Annotated in this window: 9 protein-coding genes; 5 read left to right on the top strand and 4 right to left on the bottom strand. The window is 62.3% G+C overall.

Annotation, left to right across the window (positions count from 1 at the left end; translation table 11 throughout):
* Positions 1–240: 240 nt before the first annotated feature.
* The gene (gene rlmB / locus NA29_RS13845; protein WP_039398917.1) at positions 241–1011 is read left to right on the top strand and encodes a 23S rRNA (guanosine(2251)-2'-O)-methyltransferase RlmB; all 771 of its coding nucleotides are present in this window, start codon (positions 241–243) and stop codon (positions 1009–1011) included.
* 60 nt (positions 1012–1071) lie between these two features.
* Here rlmB and NA29_RS13840 read toward each other — a convergent pair whose 3' ends face one another.
* Positions 1072–4209 carry a hypothetical protein gene (locus tag NA29_RS13840; RefSeq protein WP_039398915.1) on the bottom strand — a complete coding sequence of 1046 codons (3138 nt, stop codon included), beginning with the start codon at positions 4207–4209 and terminating at the stop codon, positions 1072–1074.
* Between the two features lie 529 nt (positions 4210–4738).
* On the opposite strand from NA29_RS13840, the gene NA29_RS13835 reads away from it, so the two are divergent.
* A complete protein-coding gene (locus NA29_RS13835; RefSeq protein WP_157127403.1) occupies positions 4739–8101 on the top strand; it encodes a cell envelope integrity TolA family protein in 3363 nt (1120 codons plus the stop codon).
* A gap of 57 nt (positions 8102–8158) precedes the next feature.
* On the opposite strand, the gene tal is transcribed toward NA29_RS13835, so the two are convergent.
* Positions 8159–9109 carry a transaldolase gene (gene tal / locus NA29_RS13830; RefSeq protein WP_039398911.1) on the bottom strand — a complete coding sequence of 317 codons (951 nt, stop codon included), beginning with the start codon at positions 9107–9109 and terminating at the stop codon, positions 8159–8161.
* Between the two features lie 147 nt (positions 9110–9256).
* Between tal and rpiA the strand changes: the two genes are divergently transcribed.
* Both rpiA and NA29_RS13820 read left to right on the top strand, forming a co-directional pair.
* Positions 9257–9949 carry a ribose-5-phosphate isomerase RpiA gene (rpiA, locus tag NA29_RS13825; protein ID WP_039398909.1) on the top strand — a complete coding sequence of 231 codons (693 nt, stop codon included), beginning with the start codon at positions 9257–9259 and terminating at the stop codon, positions 9947–9949.
* Positions 9950–9964: 15 nt separating this feature from the next.
* Entirely contained in the window at positions 9965–11038 is a 1074-nt protein-coding gene (locus NA29_RS13820) for a serine endopeptidase (RefSeq protein ID WP_052252929.1), read from the top strand.
* Between the two features lie 230 nt (positions 11039–11268).
* Here NA29_RS13820 and NA29_RS13815 read toward each other — a convergent pair whose 3' ends face one another.
* Both NA29_RS13815 and argA read right to left on the bottom strand, forming a co-directional pair.
* Positions 11269–11544, bottom strand: coding sequence for an oxidative damage protection protein (locus NA29_RS13815; protein WP_039398907.1), 276 nt, complete (start codon positions 11542–11544; stop codon positions 11269–11271).
* Positions 11545–11736: 192 nt separating this feature from the next.
* Positions 11737–13086: an amino-acid N-acetyltransferase gene (gene argA / locus NA29_RS13810; RefSeq protein WP_039398905.1), complete on the bottom strand. Its 1350-nt coding sequence runs from the start codon at positions 13084–13086 to the stop codon at positions 11737–11739.
* Between the two features lie 44 nt (positions 13087–13130).
* Here argA and hrpA point away from each other — a divergent pair, with 44 nt between their 5' ends.
* Complete coding sequence (hrpA, locus tag NA29_RS13805) at positions 13131–17345, top strand: ATP-dependent RNA helicase HrpA (RefSeq protein ID WP_084103736.1); 4215 nt, start codon at positions 13131–13133, stop codon at positions 17343–17345.
* The last annotated feature ends 214 nt before the right edge of the window (positions 17346–17559 follow it).

Here is a 17559-nt window from a genome sequence, read left to right as displayed (position 1 = left end):
GCCCCCGCGCTGCGCACGGCACGATGCATCGAACGACGGCGCAGTGAGCGGTTTGCAGTAAGATGGGCGCCTTTGCCGGAAATCACCGGCATCCGGTACCCGCGATGGATTGCGGCGGCGGTGGCCCATGTGGCTCCCGCCGCCGTCGTGCTTTAGGCGACGACAGTTGTGCGTGACAAGCGGCAACATCCCCCGTCACGGCAACAGACGCCACGGCACACGCTATTTTGAGGAAATGAAATGAGTAAATTGAAAATGCTGTTCGGCTTCCATGCCGTGACCGCACGCCTGCGACACGACGCCACCAGCGTCAAAGAGATCTACTACGACCCGACCCGTCGCGACCGTCGCATGACGGATTTCCTCAAGGCCGTGGAGTCGTACAAGAATGCACCGGGCGTCAAGATCAAGCTGGTTCAGGCGGATGGCAAGCGTCTCGACGGGATGACCGGCACGTCGCGCCACCAGGGCGTTGTGGCACAGGCGGAGGAAATCTCGCTTGCGCTCAATCTCGATGAGCTGCTCGACGGCATCTCGGGTGACCCGTTGCTGCTGATCCTCGATGGCGTAACAGATCCGCACAACCTCGGTGCCTGCCTGCGCGTGGCCGACGGTGCGGGCGCGCATGCCGTGATCGCCCCCAAGGACCGCGCGGTCGGTCTGAACGCCACTGTGGCCAAGGTCGCGAGCGGTGCGGCTGAGACGGTCCCGTACATCATGGTGACGAATCTCGCCCGCACGTTGCGTGACCTCAAGGAGCGCGGTATCTGGGTCGTCGGCACGTCCGACGACGCACCTGCCGATATCTACGGTACGAAGCTCACCGGCCCGATGGCGATCGTCATGGGCGCGGAAGGCGAGGGCATGCGCCGCCTCGTGGGCGAGACGTGCGACGAACTCATGAGTATTCCGATGGCCGGCGGCTGCGAAAGCCTGAACGTGTCGGTCGCGAGCGCCGTGTGTCTTTACGAGGCCGTGCGTCAGCGCAAGGTCGCGGTCAAGGGCAAGTAAGCGTTGTACACGCCTCCGGCAAGCGTGAAGCCGGGGGCGGCTTTGCCTTGCGGACTGGCGTCACTGTGTCGACGCCTGCGTCACTCTTGAGCGCGCTCTGGAGGACTCGCCTGCGTTGTTGGCCTCACCGACGGGGCTGGATTCGACGGGAAGTCGTTCGAGCCGTAGCACGTCCAGCCTGAACTGAAGTCGCGCGTCGGCGCACTTGTCATGCGCAGGCCGCCCCCGGCTTTGCGTGGCTTCGATGCTGGTCTGCCGCCTTTCGGCGATTCTCTGTTTGACAACCGTCTCGGCGCGGATGCGCGCGTCTCGTTTCGCGGCTGCGGTTGCCGCCCGGATCTGATCTCCCGCAATTCTTGCCGCGGCCTCGCGGGCTTCGCGCTGACTTTTGAGGTACGCCTCCTTTTTGGCGTTTTCCAGCAACGTGCGAGTTGCGTCGCTCGTCGCCCACATCGCGGCCCGGCGGATCTCCTCCCTGGCGCGTGACTGTGCCTGTGCTCTGGCGCGATTCGATGCGGAAGACGTCGCTCGCTGAGCCTCATTACGCGCTCTGGCAGCCGTCTGTTGGGCGGTTTTCGCCGCTTTACGATCCAGCCTTTCCTTGACGATACGGGCCTCGGCGCTAACCTGAGCCTGAATCCCAGTCTGTACGCCACCGGAACTCTGCGTGTCGGAACTCACCTTGTCGGCGAGCAATGCCTCATATTGCGTACTCGCTGATTTCACGTGCTCGCGATACGCCGCAGCCATCTCTTCTTCCGTCGCATCGGCGTATCGGTACAAATGCTTTCCGTAGCGCTCAATCGTCGCATCGATGATTTCACGAATGGCGGGCCCTCGGTATGCGCTTAGATGTCTGCCGAGTCCTGGCCCAACGCTCGCGAGCACGCTTTGCACGATATCGGACGGCGGCGATTCTCCAGGAAGCTCAGCCCGCCATGCCTCGTTGACCAGGCTCGTGATCATGTTTCTCAACTCGCGCTGTTCACCTAGTGTCATCGTCGGCATTGCCTCGCGCAGCTCGTTTTGCAGACGTTCCTGCTCCAACTCAATCACGCTACGCTCGGAGATCACCGTTCGGATCGCTTCGAGCACTTCGGGAATCGGACTTCCGACCCCCTGGGATCGATCTTCTTTGACGGGCGCCCGACGTGAGATTTTCAGGTAACGTAGCGCCCGAATCCGCAGTGCATCCAGAAGGCCGCACTCACGGCGTGAATTCGCGAGCGATGGGTTCAGGTCGTCCTGTTTCAGGAGGTGGTAAACCTGATCCAAATGATTCTCACGCGTGGTCGAGCGCGCGCTCAACAGCTCGAGCCAGAAGCTGCGAAGGTGTTGGTTCGCTCTGGCGAGCAGAATCGCTCGCAACGCTTCAGCCGGGACGCCCGCAAGTGTCAGTTCTCGCATCAAGGTGCACCAGGCGCGTGCCAGATATGGGTCGTTACGAATCCGATAACCGATCAGCGCGACGTAGGTTTTGCCTTCGTTGGAACGAAGCATGGCAACGGTATCGTTGCCGAAGATGGCATCCTCACGGATGAGCGAGGCGAGTAAGTGCAGGTACAACGCATTGGCTATGGGATAGATTTTCGGGTGTGCTTCCGACCTTGACGAGATGTGAAGCGTGCTCGCAATCACGCCGAGCATCTCCGGCACCAGCAGGGCGTTCGACACACGGCGCAGTGTCGGGTGATCGCCGTTCACGAGTGCACCGCGCAGCTGGTTGCCGGTTGTCGCCAGCATCTTCAGCATCCGAATTCGGCGATCTTCGCTGATCGCGCTCGTGACGCCGTAGTCGCGGTGATAGACAAATGTGATGTCCTGGCCGGTGATCTGTCCGAGTATGGGGAGTGCCACCGCGCAAGAGTCGCAAGTATCGAGAAGACTGTTCACGTGAATGCCGGTGATGATGGGGTCCTCTCGCATATCGTGTTCGATAGCCGCCGCCAGAATCTGCTCGGCGTCGCGACATCGCTCGGGTTGCCGGGCGCCGGGCGGCGCGAGGGTGGGCAGATTGACACGTGCCCGCGAGGGGCCCGGCGCGTTGGAGAGTGTCGCGATCCGTGCGAGTCGCCGCTTCGCATCGATGAAAGTGGTGTCACCGATATCGACGGCATCTGCGTCGCCCATGGCTTCGTGGATATGCAGCCGCAAGCCTTCGAGGCGTTCACTGTCCGAGGTTGCGAAGTAGACGTTGACGCCGGATTCGGCCCCGACCACCGCAAACGCGAGGTTGCCAGACATCAAATGCATTCGTAGGTCAGCAATGCCTGCATCGTGGGAAATGTTCCATTGACCGTTCTCCTTGAACACCAGGTCGTTGCCCAGCAACGTCCTGTAGATCTCCAGATCGCGTTTGTGGAAATGGGCGTCAAAGCGTTTACGGCTACGTAGCTGTGCACGGCAGTTCTCGACGTAGCTCGTCAGTTCGACGGGAGAGATGAGTGTGTCTAAGGCTGTGCGGACGGTCTCTTTGTCGGGGCTGCCGGCGCGTCGCGTTAACGTGCGCGCCACGTTCATTGCCGTGAGCGGCGGATTGTTCACCATGGCGTCGGCCTTGAGTTGACGCTTATGCGCCAGGTATTCATCGATTTTTAGCTGGTCGTCCCGGTTGCCCGCGTCCAGACGCCGAAAGCGCACCTGCGTGGCCTTGGGGGGAATCGTACTCGTGGCGTAAAAGGCGTTTGCATCGGCACAAACAACGATGTGCCCGGTGTTCGTGAGCTGTACGCCGACCACCGATTTTTCAAACGGTACGCCGTCGACGATATCCGACAGTTCCACGCGAACGAGCGCCGCATCGCCTTGCGCTTTGCTCAACGGAGCGTTTCTTGCCGAGACGACGCCGATGATGTGGGGATGGTAATCGGGCTTAGAGGACAGTCCGAAACGTCGCGCACCGCGTGCGGATAATGCGCTTGGCTGTAAGTCCTCCTCCGACACCGTGGCGAACAGTCCCTCGCTGGCAAAGAAGGCGCGCGCTGTGTGGCGTTTGGCTCTCGACATACCGCTGTGCGGCACAGGACGTGTCTGCTCAGGTATCGAGGCGGGGACAACGCTGACTTCCGAGATCGACGAGCGCGTGCGGAACAGACGCTCGGGAAGGTCGTCGTTGCTGGTGGCCACATCGGGTTCGCTGGAGGCGTCATAAGCATGAAGAAGCTCGCTCAGACGCGGGTGCGAGTTACTTGCGGTCAAGCGCGGCCAGGTCCGTGTCGAGGCGGACGCGCCGTCCCATGACCTACCGACGGCAATGAAGTCGCTGCTTGAACGAGTCCGGGGGCGTGGGCCGTCGACATCATCTGAAGACGATTCGCGCACGGGCGCCGGAAGCCGGTTGTTGATCAAACCTGGGCGCATGAACGGCTTGGCGCCCTGCGCCCCGCGACAGGCTGGCTTCGAGTCTTGCTCGAAAGCAGCTTGCTGTCACCGGGCAGTTCCATGGCGCTCGATGAGTTGCGAACAACGCCAATGTCTGCCTCGGTCCGAGCGGTGACTTTCAAAAATTGCCCGGACGCCTGGCCGCGATCAGCTCGCGATCGGGTCTGCGCTGCCGCGGATCGTGCATCGGAAGGCTTCACATCTTCTCTCGTGCCGCGCTTATACCAATTCGCACAGCGATTTATGGAAGGCTCTGCCCTTGAGCGGTACTAGTGTCACAAGTACCTCCACCCACGAGCCGAAAAGCGGCGCTGACATTTTGCTTTCCACTAATCGAAACTCAGCAGTGGTCTCGCCCTCGGCGCAGCCGACGACCGCCCGCACGCTCGACAATCATCCACAAGACGACACCCCACGGATATCCACCGGGACCCGGGATTTGAGTGAGTTTGTCCGGCCACCCACCGATGCCGCCTCGCGCTACCGCCCGCCCGAGTGGCCGACATTGAGCACGAATAAGACGCCGCGAAAGATCAGCGATTTTGGTCTCCGGCCAAAAGCATCCACGCCACCCAATCTGCCCACAGCGACGCATCAGCGCTTTGCGCCGCCCGCCCCGACCAACATCGCGTCGGCATTGTCGCGTTTCCGTGTCAGCCCGGTAATTCCCCCGCTGTCAACATCTGAGATAGGACCTGGCCCATCTCATGGCGTCGCAATGAACGGCGATAGCCATGCGAATCCGATGGGTCCTTCTGTCCACAAGCAGCAATACATCAAGGTCGATCCCGCAAGCGCTCGTCTTAGCGCATTCCCTTGGGTGGACACCAGCGCGCACGGTGCTGCGCGAACAATGGCTTTCAGCGATTCGATCAAGGGGAGGCTTTTTGGCGAGCGACCTACGCCGAGTCCCACCGATCTTGGCCCGATGGAAGAGGAAGGGGTATGGCGTCCCGCGTCGTTGTTGCTGCCGCTTCTCCTTTCCGACATCGTGCAGGGTGTGCCATTCGAAAAAAAAGTCGTCGGCGCGCGCATTCCCGGTGCGAGGTCGACCGTGGTTGTCCAGGTGGAGCCGAATCGCTTTCATGCCTCACATTTGCGGCATGACCCTGCCGGGCAGGTGACCTTCGAGTGGCTGGATCCCGACGTGCCGGAAGACGCGCGTCTGATCGACCGGTTTCGGGAGATCAGGCATCAGGTCGAGGCTGATGTCGCCGAAACCGATCCCACGAACAGCGTTCGTAACGTGGTTCATCAACCCGAGGCTGAACAAATTCGCTCGGGAAAAACAAGGCCGTTATCCGTTGTTAGCGACGACGCCTGCCGGATTTTCACCTCGGAGCAAGCGCAGCGAACCGTCGTGGAAGGCAGCAAGGCCAGCCTGTCGCGTCGTGAGCTATTCAACGCCGAGCGCGACGACTTCGATCTGACTGTCTATCGAACGGTGCTCGGATCGGAGCGAGTGTTTGAAACGGGGGGCGAGTGGAACATCGGGAACCCCGCAGGGGTTGCGGATCTGAAAGCGAGTTTGCGCGAAAACAACTTTGCATTTGCCACCGCCGATACCACCGCAGGGCGTAAAGTCTATTTCTCGTTGTCCGGAGGTGCTCGAACAGACGGCCTGAAGCTCGCAATACACGATTCGATGGGCGAGGCCGACGAGATCCGTATCGGCCATCTCACATTTATCGATGCCAGGCGCCGTCTGGCAAAGTACACCCGCAGTGAGCCAGGCACATCGAGTGGGTCCGGTGTGCAGACGAACTTGCCGGTGCTGGACACCGAGTGCAACACGAACATCAACCGCCGATACGACGCGGGGCAGATTCTCGCGGCGATCATCGCGCACGAAGCGCGCGAGCATCCTCTGACCGGTAGCATCCACGTCAACACGCTGCTCGATACCCGCGATTCCTGCGCCGGTACGCTGGGGATGCTGCAAACACAAACGAAGCAGTCGGTCCGCGTCGTTTATCACAGCGATTATGGTGTCACGGCAGTAAACAGCCGGAATCCGGTAGTGCGCGTCATGCAGGAATTCGGCGCCTCGATCAACGAGCTTCACGGACATCTCATTACGGGCAATTACGCGCAAATGTACAAAACCGGCCTCCGCCTGCCGACACCGGAGATGCTCGCTGCATTGACGGACAGTCTTCTTGGGGAGAGTGGCAGCTACATGAATGCGACGCAATTGGGGATCTTCGGCAATGGTCACTATCTGCGCGTGTTGGGCGTGTTGACGCGAACGGAAGTGGTGCGCCCTGACAACGTCACCGATGCACTGCTATCCCCGGAAGGTCGTGCCTACGTATCGATGCTTGGAAGACGTGTCGCCGCCAATCCCATGCTTGCTCAGGCATGGGCCAGTCTGTTGCATGAACTCAAGGAAGCCGGGGTGCCTCGCGGTACGCTGCTCGAAGTCATGTTAAGCAAGCCGACCGGCTCTGCACGGTGCTTCTATGTAGAACTGCTACGCGCGCCGCATGCGCCGCGCGATGGGCGAGACCCGCTGGTCGCGTGGCTCAAAGAGGCCCACCTCGTTCCAGGCATCAAAGAGTTGTCACACTATGTCAGTTTGCGTCGGGCGCTAACACTGGCAACACGTCTGCGCATTCAAATTCAGCCGACGAAATGCCTTGAGTTCAACCATGTCCCGCTCAAGAAGGTCCTCGTCGAGGCGCGCGATGCGCTTTCCATGTCCGCACTCAACGCCGCAGACAACCAGCGACTCGCCAATCGACTGCGGGAGGTGATGCCCACCATCACGGTCGGGGAGCAGCGGGAGTTTCGCGAGATGATTCACGACACGCTGAACGAGGCGTGGCAAAAGGTCCTGCCCAACACTCAGCCAGCGTCACACATTGCCCAATCTCTGATCGAAGATCTGGGGCCATCGTACGGCAGTGCGCTCATCGGTAGTCGCAAAGCTGCCGTTGACGCCATCATCGCGCAGCGAACCGCAGCCTACGCGGATTTCCAACAGCGTAATCCCACGGCAACTCAGAAAGCGCTTCGGGACGTGTTCGAGGCGCAGGTCCAGGCGGCACGGGAGGCATATCGGGCGGTGCTTTCCGGCGCAAGCGCTACTGCATCGGAAAATTTGACGGCGTCCGCAAGTCAGGCGGCGCAAAGTGCGAAAACGACGCTAGCCAGACAGAAGATTCGACAGCAAGCCGAAGATGCGGCGCTCGCGGCCCGAAACGGGGCGGCGGCAGCCGCGCAATCTCGGGCCGAACAGGCGTCGAGTCGCGCGGCAAAAAACGCCGCCGGACGTCAGGCAAAGCAAATGGCGCTGGACGCTGCAAGAGCGGCATCGCTTCAGGCTTATACCGAAGCATGCAAAGCGTCGAAGCAGAAAGTGGAGACGCAACTCAAACACGAAGTGTCTGCGCAGGTGCGGCGCGATGCGGCGACGCGCGCCCGGCAGTCGGCGGCGCAACAGGCGAGGCAATCTGCGCTGGCGATGACGAGAAACCAATTCAAACAAGAGGCGGCCGCTCAGTTCGATCGAGACATCAAGAGCATGTATGCGCGGCTGAATGCCTTGAGAGCAAATCCGACAGATCAGGCAATTCAGGAGAGACTGGATGCGCTAAGAGGAATACCGTCGACCAGCCAAATTGAGCGCAGATTTGCAAATTTGCGCAGTCCGCAATCCGGCAGCAATGTGACGTCATCGGGACGCACCGTCTTGCCTGCCCCATAACGCGCACTGACGTCGAAGACGGGCCGCTGTCGTTCGTCGACCGCGGCCCGCCGGATCTTAGCGTGCGGCGTCGATCAGCCCTTCGAGCTTGATGGCATCGGCCGCAAACGCGCGAATGCCTTCCGCGAGTTTTTCGGTCGCCATCGCATCGTCGTTGAGGGCGAAGCGGAACGACGGTTCGTCCGTTTTGACGCGCGCGATGTCGGCCGAGCGTGCGTCCTTCACATCGAGCTGACGTTTGACTTCGCCTTCGGTCGTACGCAGTTGTTCCAGCAGGGCAGGGCTGATCGTCAGCAGATCGCAGCCGGAGAGCGCCAGAATCTGGCCGGTGGAGCGGAAGCTCGCGCCCATCACTTCCGTGTCGTGGCCGAAGTGCTTGTAGTAGCGATAGATCGCCGATACCGAACGAACGCCCGGATCGTTGACGCCGGCGTTTGCCGCTTCGTCCCAGTTCGCACCGGCGGACTTCTTGTACCAGTCGTAAATGCGCCCGACGAACGGCGAAATCAGCCGGGCCCCGGCTTCAGCGCACGCGGCGGCCTGCACCAGCGAGAACAGCAGCGTCATGTTGCAGCGAATCTTGTCGCGCTCCAGAATTTCGGCGGCGCGAATACCTTCCCACGTCGAGGCGATCTTGATCAGCACGCGATCGCGCTCGATGCCTTCGGCTTCGTACATGGCGATGAGCTTGCGGGCGCGCGCGACGGTGCCTGCCGTATCGAACGACAGGCGGGCGTCCACTTCCGTGGAGACGCGGCCCGGCACGATATCCAGAATCTCTTTACCGAAGGCGATCAGCAGACGGTCGATGATCTCGTCCATCGACGCGGCACGATGCTCGCCGACCACTCGCGTGAGGATCGGGCGGTAGGCGTCCTTCTGGACGGCGCCGAGGATCAGCGAGGGATTGGTGGTGGCGTCTTGGGGCTTGTAGGCATCCATCGCCTGGAAGTCGCCAGTGTCGGCAACGACGATGGTGTGACGCTTGAGTTGATCGAGCAGATTCATGAGAGCGGCCTTGCGAGATAAGCACTGCGTGACATGACATCCGGCGCGGGGCCGGAACAGCAAGACGGCGACGGGATGACGAAAAACGGCGCGTCACGCCCGACTCCGGTAAACTTCCGACTTTACCAAACTTTGCCGGAATTCCCCATGACCCAGGACGAACTCAAACGCCTGGTCGGCCAGGCTGCTGCCGACTATGTGAATCAACACGTGCCCGAGGGCAGCGTGATCGGCGTGGGCACCGGGTCCACCGCTAATTGCTTCATCGACGCGCTCGCCGCCCATAAGGGCCGGTATCGCGGCGCGGTCTCCAGTTCCGAAGCGAGCACCGAGCGTCTGCGCAAGCATGGCATCGAAGTGTTCGATCTCAACCAGATCGACAGCCTGCCCGTCTACGTCGACGGTGCCGACGAAATCAATGCGCTCGGCCACATGGTCAAGGGCGGTGGCGGCGCACTTACGCGCGAGAAGATCGTCGCTTCGGTGGCGAAGGAATTCGTCTGCGTGGTCGATGCCTCCAAAGAGGTCGCCGTGCTCGGCGTCTTCCCGCTGCCGGTCGAAGTGATTCCGATGGCGCAGGCAAGTGTCGCTCGCGCGCTCGAAGCGCTGGGCGGCAAGCCGCAGGCGCGCGTGCGTGCCGACGGCAGCCCGTACATGACCGACAACGGTTGCGCTATTCTCGACGTGCATGGGTTGCAGATTCTCGACCCGGTCGCGTTCGAGACCAAGGTCAACCAGATTCCCGGCGTGGTGACGGTCGGTCTGTTTGCGCAACGCGGCGCGGATATTACGCTCATGGGTACGCCCGAAGGCGTACGCACCATCGACTATAAGAACTGATCCCGGGAGGGCAGGATGGCTGGATCGCGTCGTCTCCCCGAAACCTGGTTCCGCCGTGGCCTATGGCTGATCGCCGTGTTGTTCGCGGCGTTCCTCATCGGGCTGGGCGGTCTTGTCGTCGACAAATTGCCGGGCGTAGCACCCGCGCCGACACTCGATTCCTTCATTGACCGGGCGCAGGCCGAACGTGCCGACGCCGCGATCAAACAGGCGCAGACGAAGCAGGAAGACGTCGGCGCGCAGTTGGAGACCGCGCGTTTGCAGCTCAAGGCGCGCAGTACCGCCTATCGCAATGCGCGCGAGTCGTTCAACGACTGGGTGGCAACGCGAACCGCGACGGCGCAGGCCAGTCAGGACGCCGAACTCGTCTCCCGCACCCGTGCCCTCGATGCGCTCAAGACAGCGGAGCGCGATGCGCAAACGCAGGTCGACACGCTCGAATCGAAGCAGTTGGATGCTCAGCGTGCCGTGCAGGCCGCCCGTACAGCGCGCGTCGCACTCGACGTGACGGCAGGTGAGCAACTGGCGGCGATTCAGCGCTCGCAGGAGCTCAAGGTCTTCGGTATCCGCCTGGCGCTGACTCTGCCATTGCTGGCGATTGGTGGTTGGTTATTCGTGCGTCAGCGCAAGAGTACGTGGTGGCCATTCGTCTGGGGCTTCATCTTCTTCGCGCTGTTCGCGTTCTTCGTCGAGTTGGTGCCGTACCTGCCGGACTATGGCGGCTATGTGCGGTATCTCGTCGGGATAGTGCTGACGGTGCTGATTGGTCGATACGCCATTGTTTCGCTGCAGCGATATCTGGCGCGACAAAAGGCGGAAGAGCAGTTGCCGGACGAGCAGCGTCGCAAGACACTGTCATACGATCTGGCGCAGGCAAGGCTGGCGAAGTCGGTGTGTCCGGGGTGTGAGAGGGCGGTGAAACTGGACGATCCGACGCGCGACTACTGCGTGCACTGCGGCATCTGTCTTTTCGACCATTGCGGCACGTGCAAGACGCGCAAAAATGCGTTTGCGCATTTCTGCCATCAGTGTGGCGCGCGGTCGACGGGCGTGAATGCCGATCCGCAATCGCAGGCGAATCCCGCATAACGCTGAGATGGCAGAGATGGACTGCCGACACCCGCACATCGGGTGATCAGCGGCATAGACAAAGGGCACATGCCGAGTGACGGCATGTGCCCTTTGTCGTTGTCCCATACGTCCCGAGAGGAAGCACTGAGGACGTATGAGGGGCGGATCGGTACCCTGTTCTGGAGCGAGTTGGGTCTATGTCTGAGCGCCGGAATAGGGTGCCGATCTGCCCGGAGGGAGGTTTTGGCTCACTCGGAGGGCGGCGGCACGTAGCCTTGCGCGACATCGGCGCCGTCCCCGAAGAAGTACTTCTCGGTTTGCTTCACGAGGTACTGACGGGCGCGGGGATCGGCCATGTTCAGGCGGTTCTCGTTGATGAGCATGGTTTGTTGCTTGAGCCATCCGGCCCAGGCTTCTTTCGAGACGCTTTCCCACAGGCGTTTGCCGAGTTCACCGGGCATGGGGGGGAAATCGAGACCTTCGGCTTCGGTGCCGAGTTTGATGCATTGAACCATGCGGGCCATGAGGGAACTCCTTCGTGATCGTCGAGTGTAGTGTGAATGGGGGCAGCGCGTTGTTCACGGGAGGGGGCGAGCGGAAACTCGCGAAAGTCACGTCCCGAGGACCAACGGCGGCGGCCGAAAACCGGATATGGGGGCAGGGGCGCGGGATGCAAGGGATTGGACCGAGCGTCACGCGGGACCTGCCCGCCTTGTTTACAGTTTCTTGATGAGCACCAGCGAGCGGCGCTGCCAGTTGTAGAGGCGGCGGCGGTCGGCGGGCAGATCGTCGACACCTGCTTTGACGAAACCGCGTTTGAGGAACCAGTGTTCCGTGCGGGTCGTAAGCACGAACAGGCGTTCCAGACCTCGGGCGCGGGCGCGTTGCTCGATGTGTTTGAGCAGACGCTCGCCGTCGCCAGAGCCTTGCGCTTCCGGATCGACCGTCAGGCAGGCCATCTCGCCGATGCGCTCGGAGGGGTACGGATAGAGCGCTGCGCAACCGAAGAGGCGTCCATCGTGCTCGATGACCGAGAAGTGGTCGATGTCGCGTTCGAGCTGATGGCGGCCGCGGCGCACCAGTGTGCCGTCCGACTCCAGCGGTTCGATGAGTTGCAGAATACCGCCGACGTCGTCGATGGTCGCTTCGCGCAGGCTTTCCAGATTCTCGTACGAGATCATCGTGCCCACGCCATCGTGCGAGAAGAGTTCGAGCAGCATGCTGCCGTCGAGCGAGAACGGTACGATGTGGGCGCGGCCTACGCCGGCGCGGCAGGCGCGCGTGGCGTACTTCAGATAGAAGGCCGAGTCGCGGTCGATGGTGCCCTGAGACTGCATGCGCTGGGCGTCTTCCAACGTCAGTTCGCGCTGCAACTCGTTGTATTCGTTGAGAACGCCAGGCGTCTCGGTGATGAAGATCAGCTTGTCCGCGCGCAAAGCGATGGCAGCGGACGATGCCACGTCTTCCATCGTCAGATTGAACGACTGGCCGGTCGGCGAGAAGCCGAGCGGCGAGAGCAGCACGATCTTGCCGTTCGCGAGCGACAGGCGTATCGACTCGGCGTCGACCTTGCGGACCACGCCCGTGTGCTGGAAGTCCACGCCGTCGACGATGCCGACCGGGCGGCCGGTCACGAAGTTACCCGACACGACGCTGATGCGCGCGTTGCCCATGGGCGTGTTTGGCAGCCCCTGGCTGATCGATGCCTCGATATCCAGACGCAGTTCGCCCGCAGCTTCCTTCACCGCTTCGAGCGCAGCGGCATCCGTGATGCGCAACTGCTGAGCAAAGTGCGATTCGATATGTCGCAGGCGCATCTGCTCCTCGACCTGGGGTCGCGAGCCGTGCACCAGCACGATGTGCATGCCCATGGCGCACAGCAGCGCGACGTCCTGAATCAGGGAGTCGAGTCCACCGGCCGCGACCAGTTCGCCGCCAAAGGCGACCACAAAGGTCTTGTCACGGAAGGCATGGATGTAAGGAGCGACCGAGCGCAGCCAGTCCACGAACTGGGCTTGATGGGCGGTCTCTTCGTCTTGTAGGGCGGGGTCGGGTTCGGTCAGCATGGGTGTACGTGCGCAAACATGCGCAGATTATATAATGCGCGCCCATGGCAAGTGATGAACGAAATCGACAATCTAAGCCCCCGAAGCCGAAAGTGACGGCGCCGGGGCAGACGCGTGCCCAAACATCGGGCACCGCGCAAACTCATAACCCCAAAAAATCGGTCAATCCGGCCGAGCCGCGCAAGCCGCAAACGTCGGCGACGAACGCCGCACAGGGCGGTGGACGCAGTGCGCGCCAACCGGGCGGGCAGGGCGAGCAGGGTGGCCGGGGCGACGCCTCGCGCCGCTTGTCGCCCGCTGAGCGCGCCGCGCTTGACGCGCAGCGGCTTGCCGCCCGACAGGCCGCCGCCAACCGCGTGCCCGAGATTCAGTTCCCCGAAGCGCTGCCGGTCTCCGGCCGGCGCGAGGAGATCGCCCGCGCCATTGCTGGCCATCAGGTCGTGATCGTCAGTGGGGAAACCGGCTCGGGGAAAACGACCCAGTTGCCCAAGATCTGTCTCGAACTCGGGCGTGGTCTGGGCGCAGGCGGCACCGGTCTCATCGGCCACACCCAGCCGCGAAGGATTGCTGCATCGGCCACCGCGCGTCGCATTGCCGACGAACTGAACTCGCCGCTGGGCGAAATCGTCGGCTTCAAGGTCCGGTTCAACGACACGCTTTCCAACGGCGCGTCCGTCAAATTGATGACGGACGGGATTCTGCTCGCCGAGACGCAGACCGACCCGCTGTTGCGTGCGTACGACACCCTCATCATCGACGAAGCGCACGAGCGCAGTCTGAACATCGACTTTCTGCTCGGCTACCTCAAGCAACTGCTGCCGCGTCGCCCGGATCTGAAGGTCATCATCACCTCGGCGACCATCGACGCCGACCGTTTCGCCCGCCATTTCGGCTCAGGCGAGGGCGAGACGCTGCGTCCCGCGCCGGTCATCGAAGTGAGCGGTCGTCTCTATCCGGTGGAGGTGCGCTACCGCCCGATTCAGGACGATGTGCGCATTGCCAACGCCGAAGGCCGCGAGGGCAGCCGCGCCAGCGCGAGAGACCGGGAGCGCGATCTGATGGACGGCATCGTCGACGCGGTCGACGAGCTCTGTCGCGAAGGCTCGGGCGACGTGCTCGTCTTCCTGCCCGGTGAGCGCGAGATTCGCGAAGCGGCTGAGTCGCTGCGCAAGCACCATCCGCCGCACACCGAAATTCTGCCGCTGTTCGCGCGTCTGTCCGCGACCGATCAGGAGCGCGTGTTCAAGCCATCCAACGCGCGACGCATCGTGCTCGCGACCAACGTTGCGGAAACGTCGCTGACCGTGCCCGGCATCCGCTATGTGGTCGACGCCGGTACCGCGCGCGTGAAGCGCTACTCGTACCGCAACAAGGTCGAGCAACTGCAGATCGAGTCGATCTCGCAGGCGGCGGCCAACCAACGGGCCGGGCGATGCGGTCGTGTCGCAGACGGCATTTGCATCCGTCTCTATGACGAAACCGACTTCCAGTCGCGTGCGCGCTTCACTGACCCGGAAATCCTGCGCTCGTCGCTGGCTGCGGTCATTTTGCGCATGCAGTCGTTGCGACTGGCCAAGGTCGAGGAATTCCCGTTCATCGAACCGCCGCCGGGGCGCGCCATCGCCGACGGATACCAACTGCTGAACGAACTGGGTGCGGTCGACGACACCAACCAGTTGACGCCACTTGGGCGCGAACTGGCGCGTCTGCCGCTCGATCCGCGCGTGGGCCGCATGATTCTTGCCGCGCGCGACCAGCAGTCGCTGCGCGAGGTGCTCATCATCGCGAGCGGTCTGGCGGTACAGGACCCCCGCGATCGGCCCATCGAAGCGCAGGACGCCGCCGACAACGCGCACAAGAAGTTCGCCGACGAAAAGTCCGAGTTCCTGTCGTGGATCAAGATCTGGAAGTGGTTCGAAGAGGCGATTGCGCACAAAAAGTCCAACCGGCTGCTGGCGCAAGCCTGCCGGGAGAACTTCCTGTCGCAGTTGCGTCTGCGCGAATGGCGCGACGTCCATAGCCAGTTGCTCACCGTGGTGCGCGAGCAGGGCTGGCGTCTGAACGAATCGGAAGCCACCTATGAGCAAGTGCATCTGGCACTACTCGCGGGTCTGCTCGGCAACATCGGCTGCAAGGCCGACGACGATCCGCACTTCCTCGGCGCACACGGCATCAAGTTTCACATCTGGCCGGGCTCGTCGCTGGTGAAGAAGGCTGGACGCTGGGTGATGGCAGGCGAGTTGGTGGAGACCAGTCGTCTTTACGCGCGCTGCATTGCTCGCATCGAGCCCGAGTGGATCGAGCGCGTGGGCAAGCATCTGGTGAAGACGTCGCTGTCCGACGCGCACTGGGAGAAGAAGCCCGCGCAGGTCACCGCTTATGAGCGTGGCACGTTGTACGGCCTGACGATCTACGCGCGTCGACGCATGAACTTCGGTCCGCGCGATCCGCGTCGCGCGCGGGAAATCTTCCTGCGCAGTGCTCTGGTGGAAGGCGAATGGGAGACGAAGCTCCCGTTCTTCGCTCATAACCGCAAGCTTATTGCGGACATCGAACAGCTTGAACACAAGTCGCGCCGTCAGGACGTGCTCGTCGACGACGAACTGATCTACGCGTTCTACGACGCTCACGTGCCCGCCGATTTGTACGACGGCGCGAGTTTCGAGCATTGGTATCGGGAGACGGCCAAGGGATCGCCCAAGCTGCTCTACCTCGTGCGCGACGATCTCATGCGTCACGAGGCGGCAGGGGTGACGACCGATCTGTTCCCGAAGAAGACGGTTATCGCAGGCGTAGAGATGGCGCTGACCTACCACTTCGAGCCGGGCTCGCCGCGCGACGGCGTGACGCTCGCTGTGCCGCTCTATGCGCTCAATCAGGTCGATGCACGCCGTTGCGAGTGGCTCGTGCCCGGAATGCTCAAGGAAAAGGCGCATCTGCTGATGAAGTCGCTGCCGCAGAAGCTGCGTCGCCACTTCGTACCGCTGCCGGAGTACGCTGCGGGCTTCCTCGACCGGGCGACGTTCGGTCAGGGCGCGCTGCTCGATGCGCTGATGGCCGACGCGCGTGAGTTGACCGGCGTCATGCTCAAGTCGAGCGACTTCAAGCTCGAAATGCTCCCGGCGCATTTGTCGATGAACTTCAAGGTGATCGACGAGCACGGCCGTCAGCTCGGCATGGGACGCAATCTGGCGCAACTGCGGGCCGAACTCGGCCAGCAGGCGCAACGCACGTTCCAGCAAATCGCAGCCAGGAGCGGCGCGACGCCCACGGGCAACGTCGCCGCCGAGTCGCAAGCGGGCGGCGTGCCGAAGGGGGGACAGGCGTCCGAAGGGGGCAAGGCAGGCAAGGAGGGTGGCAAGTCGCCGGTGCAAGGTGCTGCCCCGGCCGCCGCCGTCGAACCCGGTCGCTACGACAATCTCACCACCTGGAGCTTTGGCGAGTTGCCGGAGATGCTGGAGATTCGTCGGGGCGGGCAGACGCTGTTCGGCTACCCGGCGTTGGTCGACCGTGGCGACCATTGCGATCTTGAGGTCTTCGACGATCCGGACGAGGCGCAGCGCCAGCATCGCGCCGGGCTGCGACGTCTTTTCGCCATTCAACTGCGCGAACAGGTGAAGTATCTCGAGAAGAACATCCCCGGCTTGCAGCAGATGGCGATGCAGTACATGGGGCTGGGTACGCAGGAAGAACTGCGCGACCAGATCGTCGATCTGTCGCTGGAGCGGGCCTGCCTGCAACTGCCGTGGCCGGGCGATAACGCGTCGTTCGTCGCGCGCAAGGACGAAGGGCGGGGCCGTCTGACGTTGCTCGCACAGGAAATTGCCCGGCTCGCCGGACAGATCCTCACCGAGTACGCTGCGCTCCAGAAGAAGCTGGCGCAGGCCAAACCGTTCGCGCAGGCGCACGCCGATATGACGGCGCAGTTGCAACGCCTGATCGGCAAGCGTTTTCTCATCGACACGCCTTATGCACAGTTGGCGCACTTCCCGCGTTATCTGAAGGCGATGGCGGGGCGCATCGACAAGCTCAAGGCCGATCCGACGCGCGACGCCCGCGCCATGAGCGAACTCGGGCCGCTGCTTCAGAACTGGCAACGGGCGACCTCTCAACGCCGTGACTCGCACGACGCACGGCTCGACGAGTTCCGCTGGCTGCTCGAAGAGCTGCGGGTGTCGCTCTTCGCGCAGGAGTTGCGCACGCCCATGCCGGTGTCGGTGAAACGTTTGCACAAGGTCTGGGAAGCGTTGCAGCGCTGAGGGCTGTGAGACGTGGACATTCTGTGGCGTCTGGCAGTCGTGCCGGACGCCATTTTTGTCACTGATTCGTCTCCAATCTTCGCGACCGTTTGCGTTGCGTCATGAAGTGTTGGAATTGTGTTTCGCCTGATCAAAAAAGTCCGCAGGATGCGGGTTGGTAGCGCGTTCCCGGCCTACAATAGCGGGACTTTTCCGAGCGATTTTCGAGAGACTC

It is taken from the genome of Pandoraea sputorum, assembly GCF_000814845.2.
GTDB lineage: Bacteria > Pseudomonadota > Gammaproteobacteria > Burkholderiales > Burkholderiaceae > Pandoraea > Pandoraea sputorum.
The sequence above is the reverse complement of the archived record's forward strand: the minus strand, read 5'-3'. Positions and strand labels throughout refer to the sequence as shown.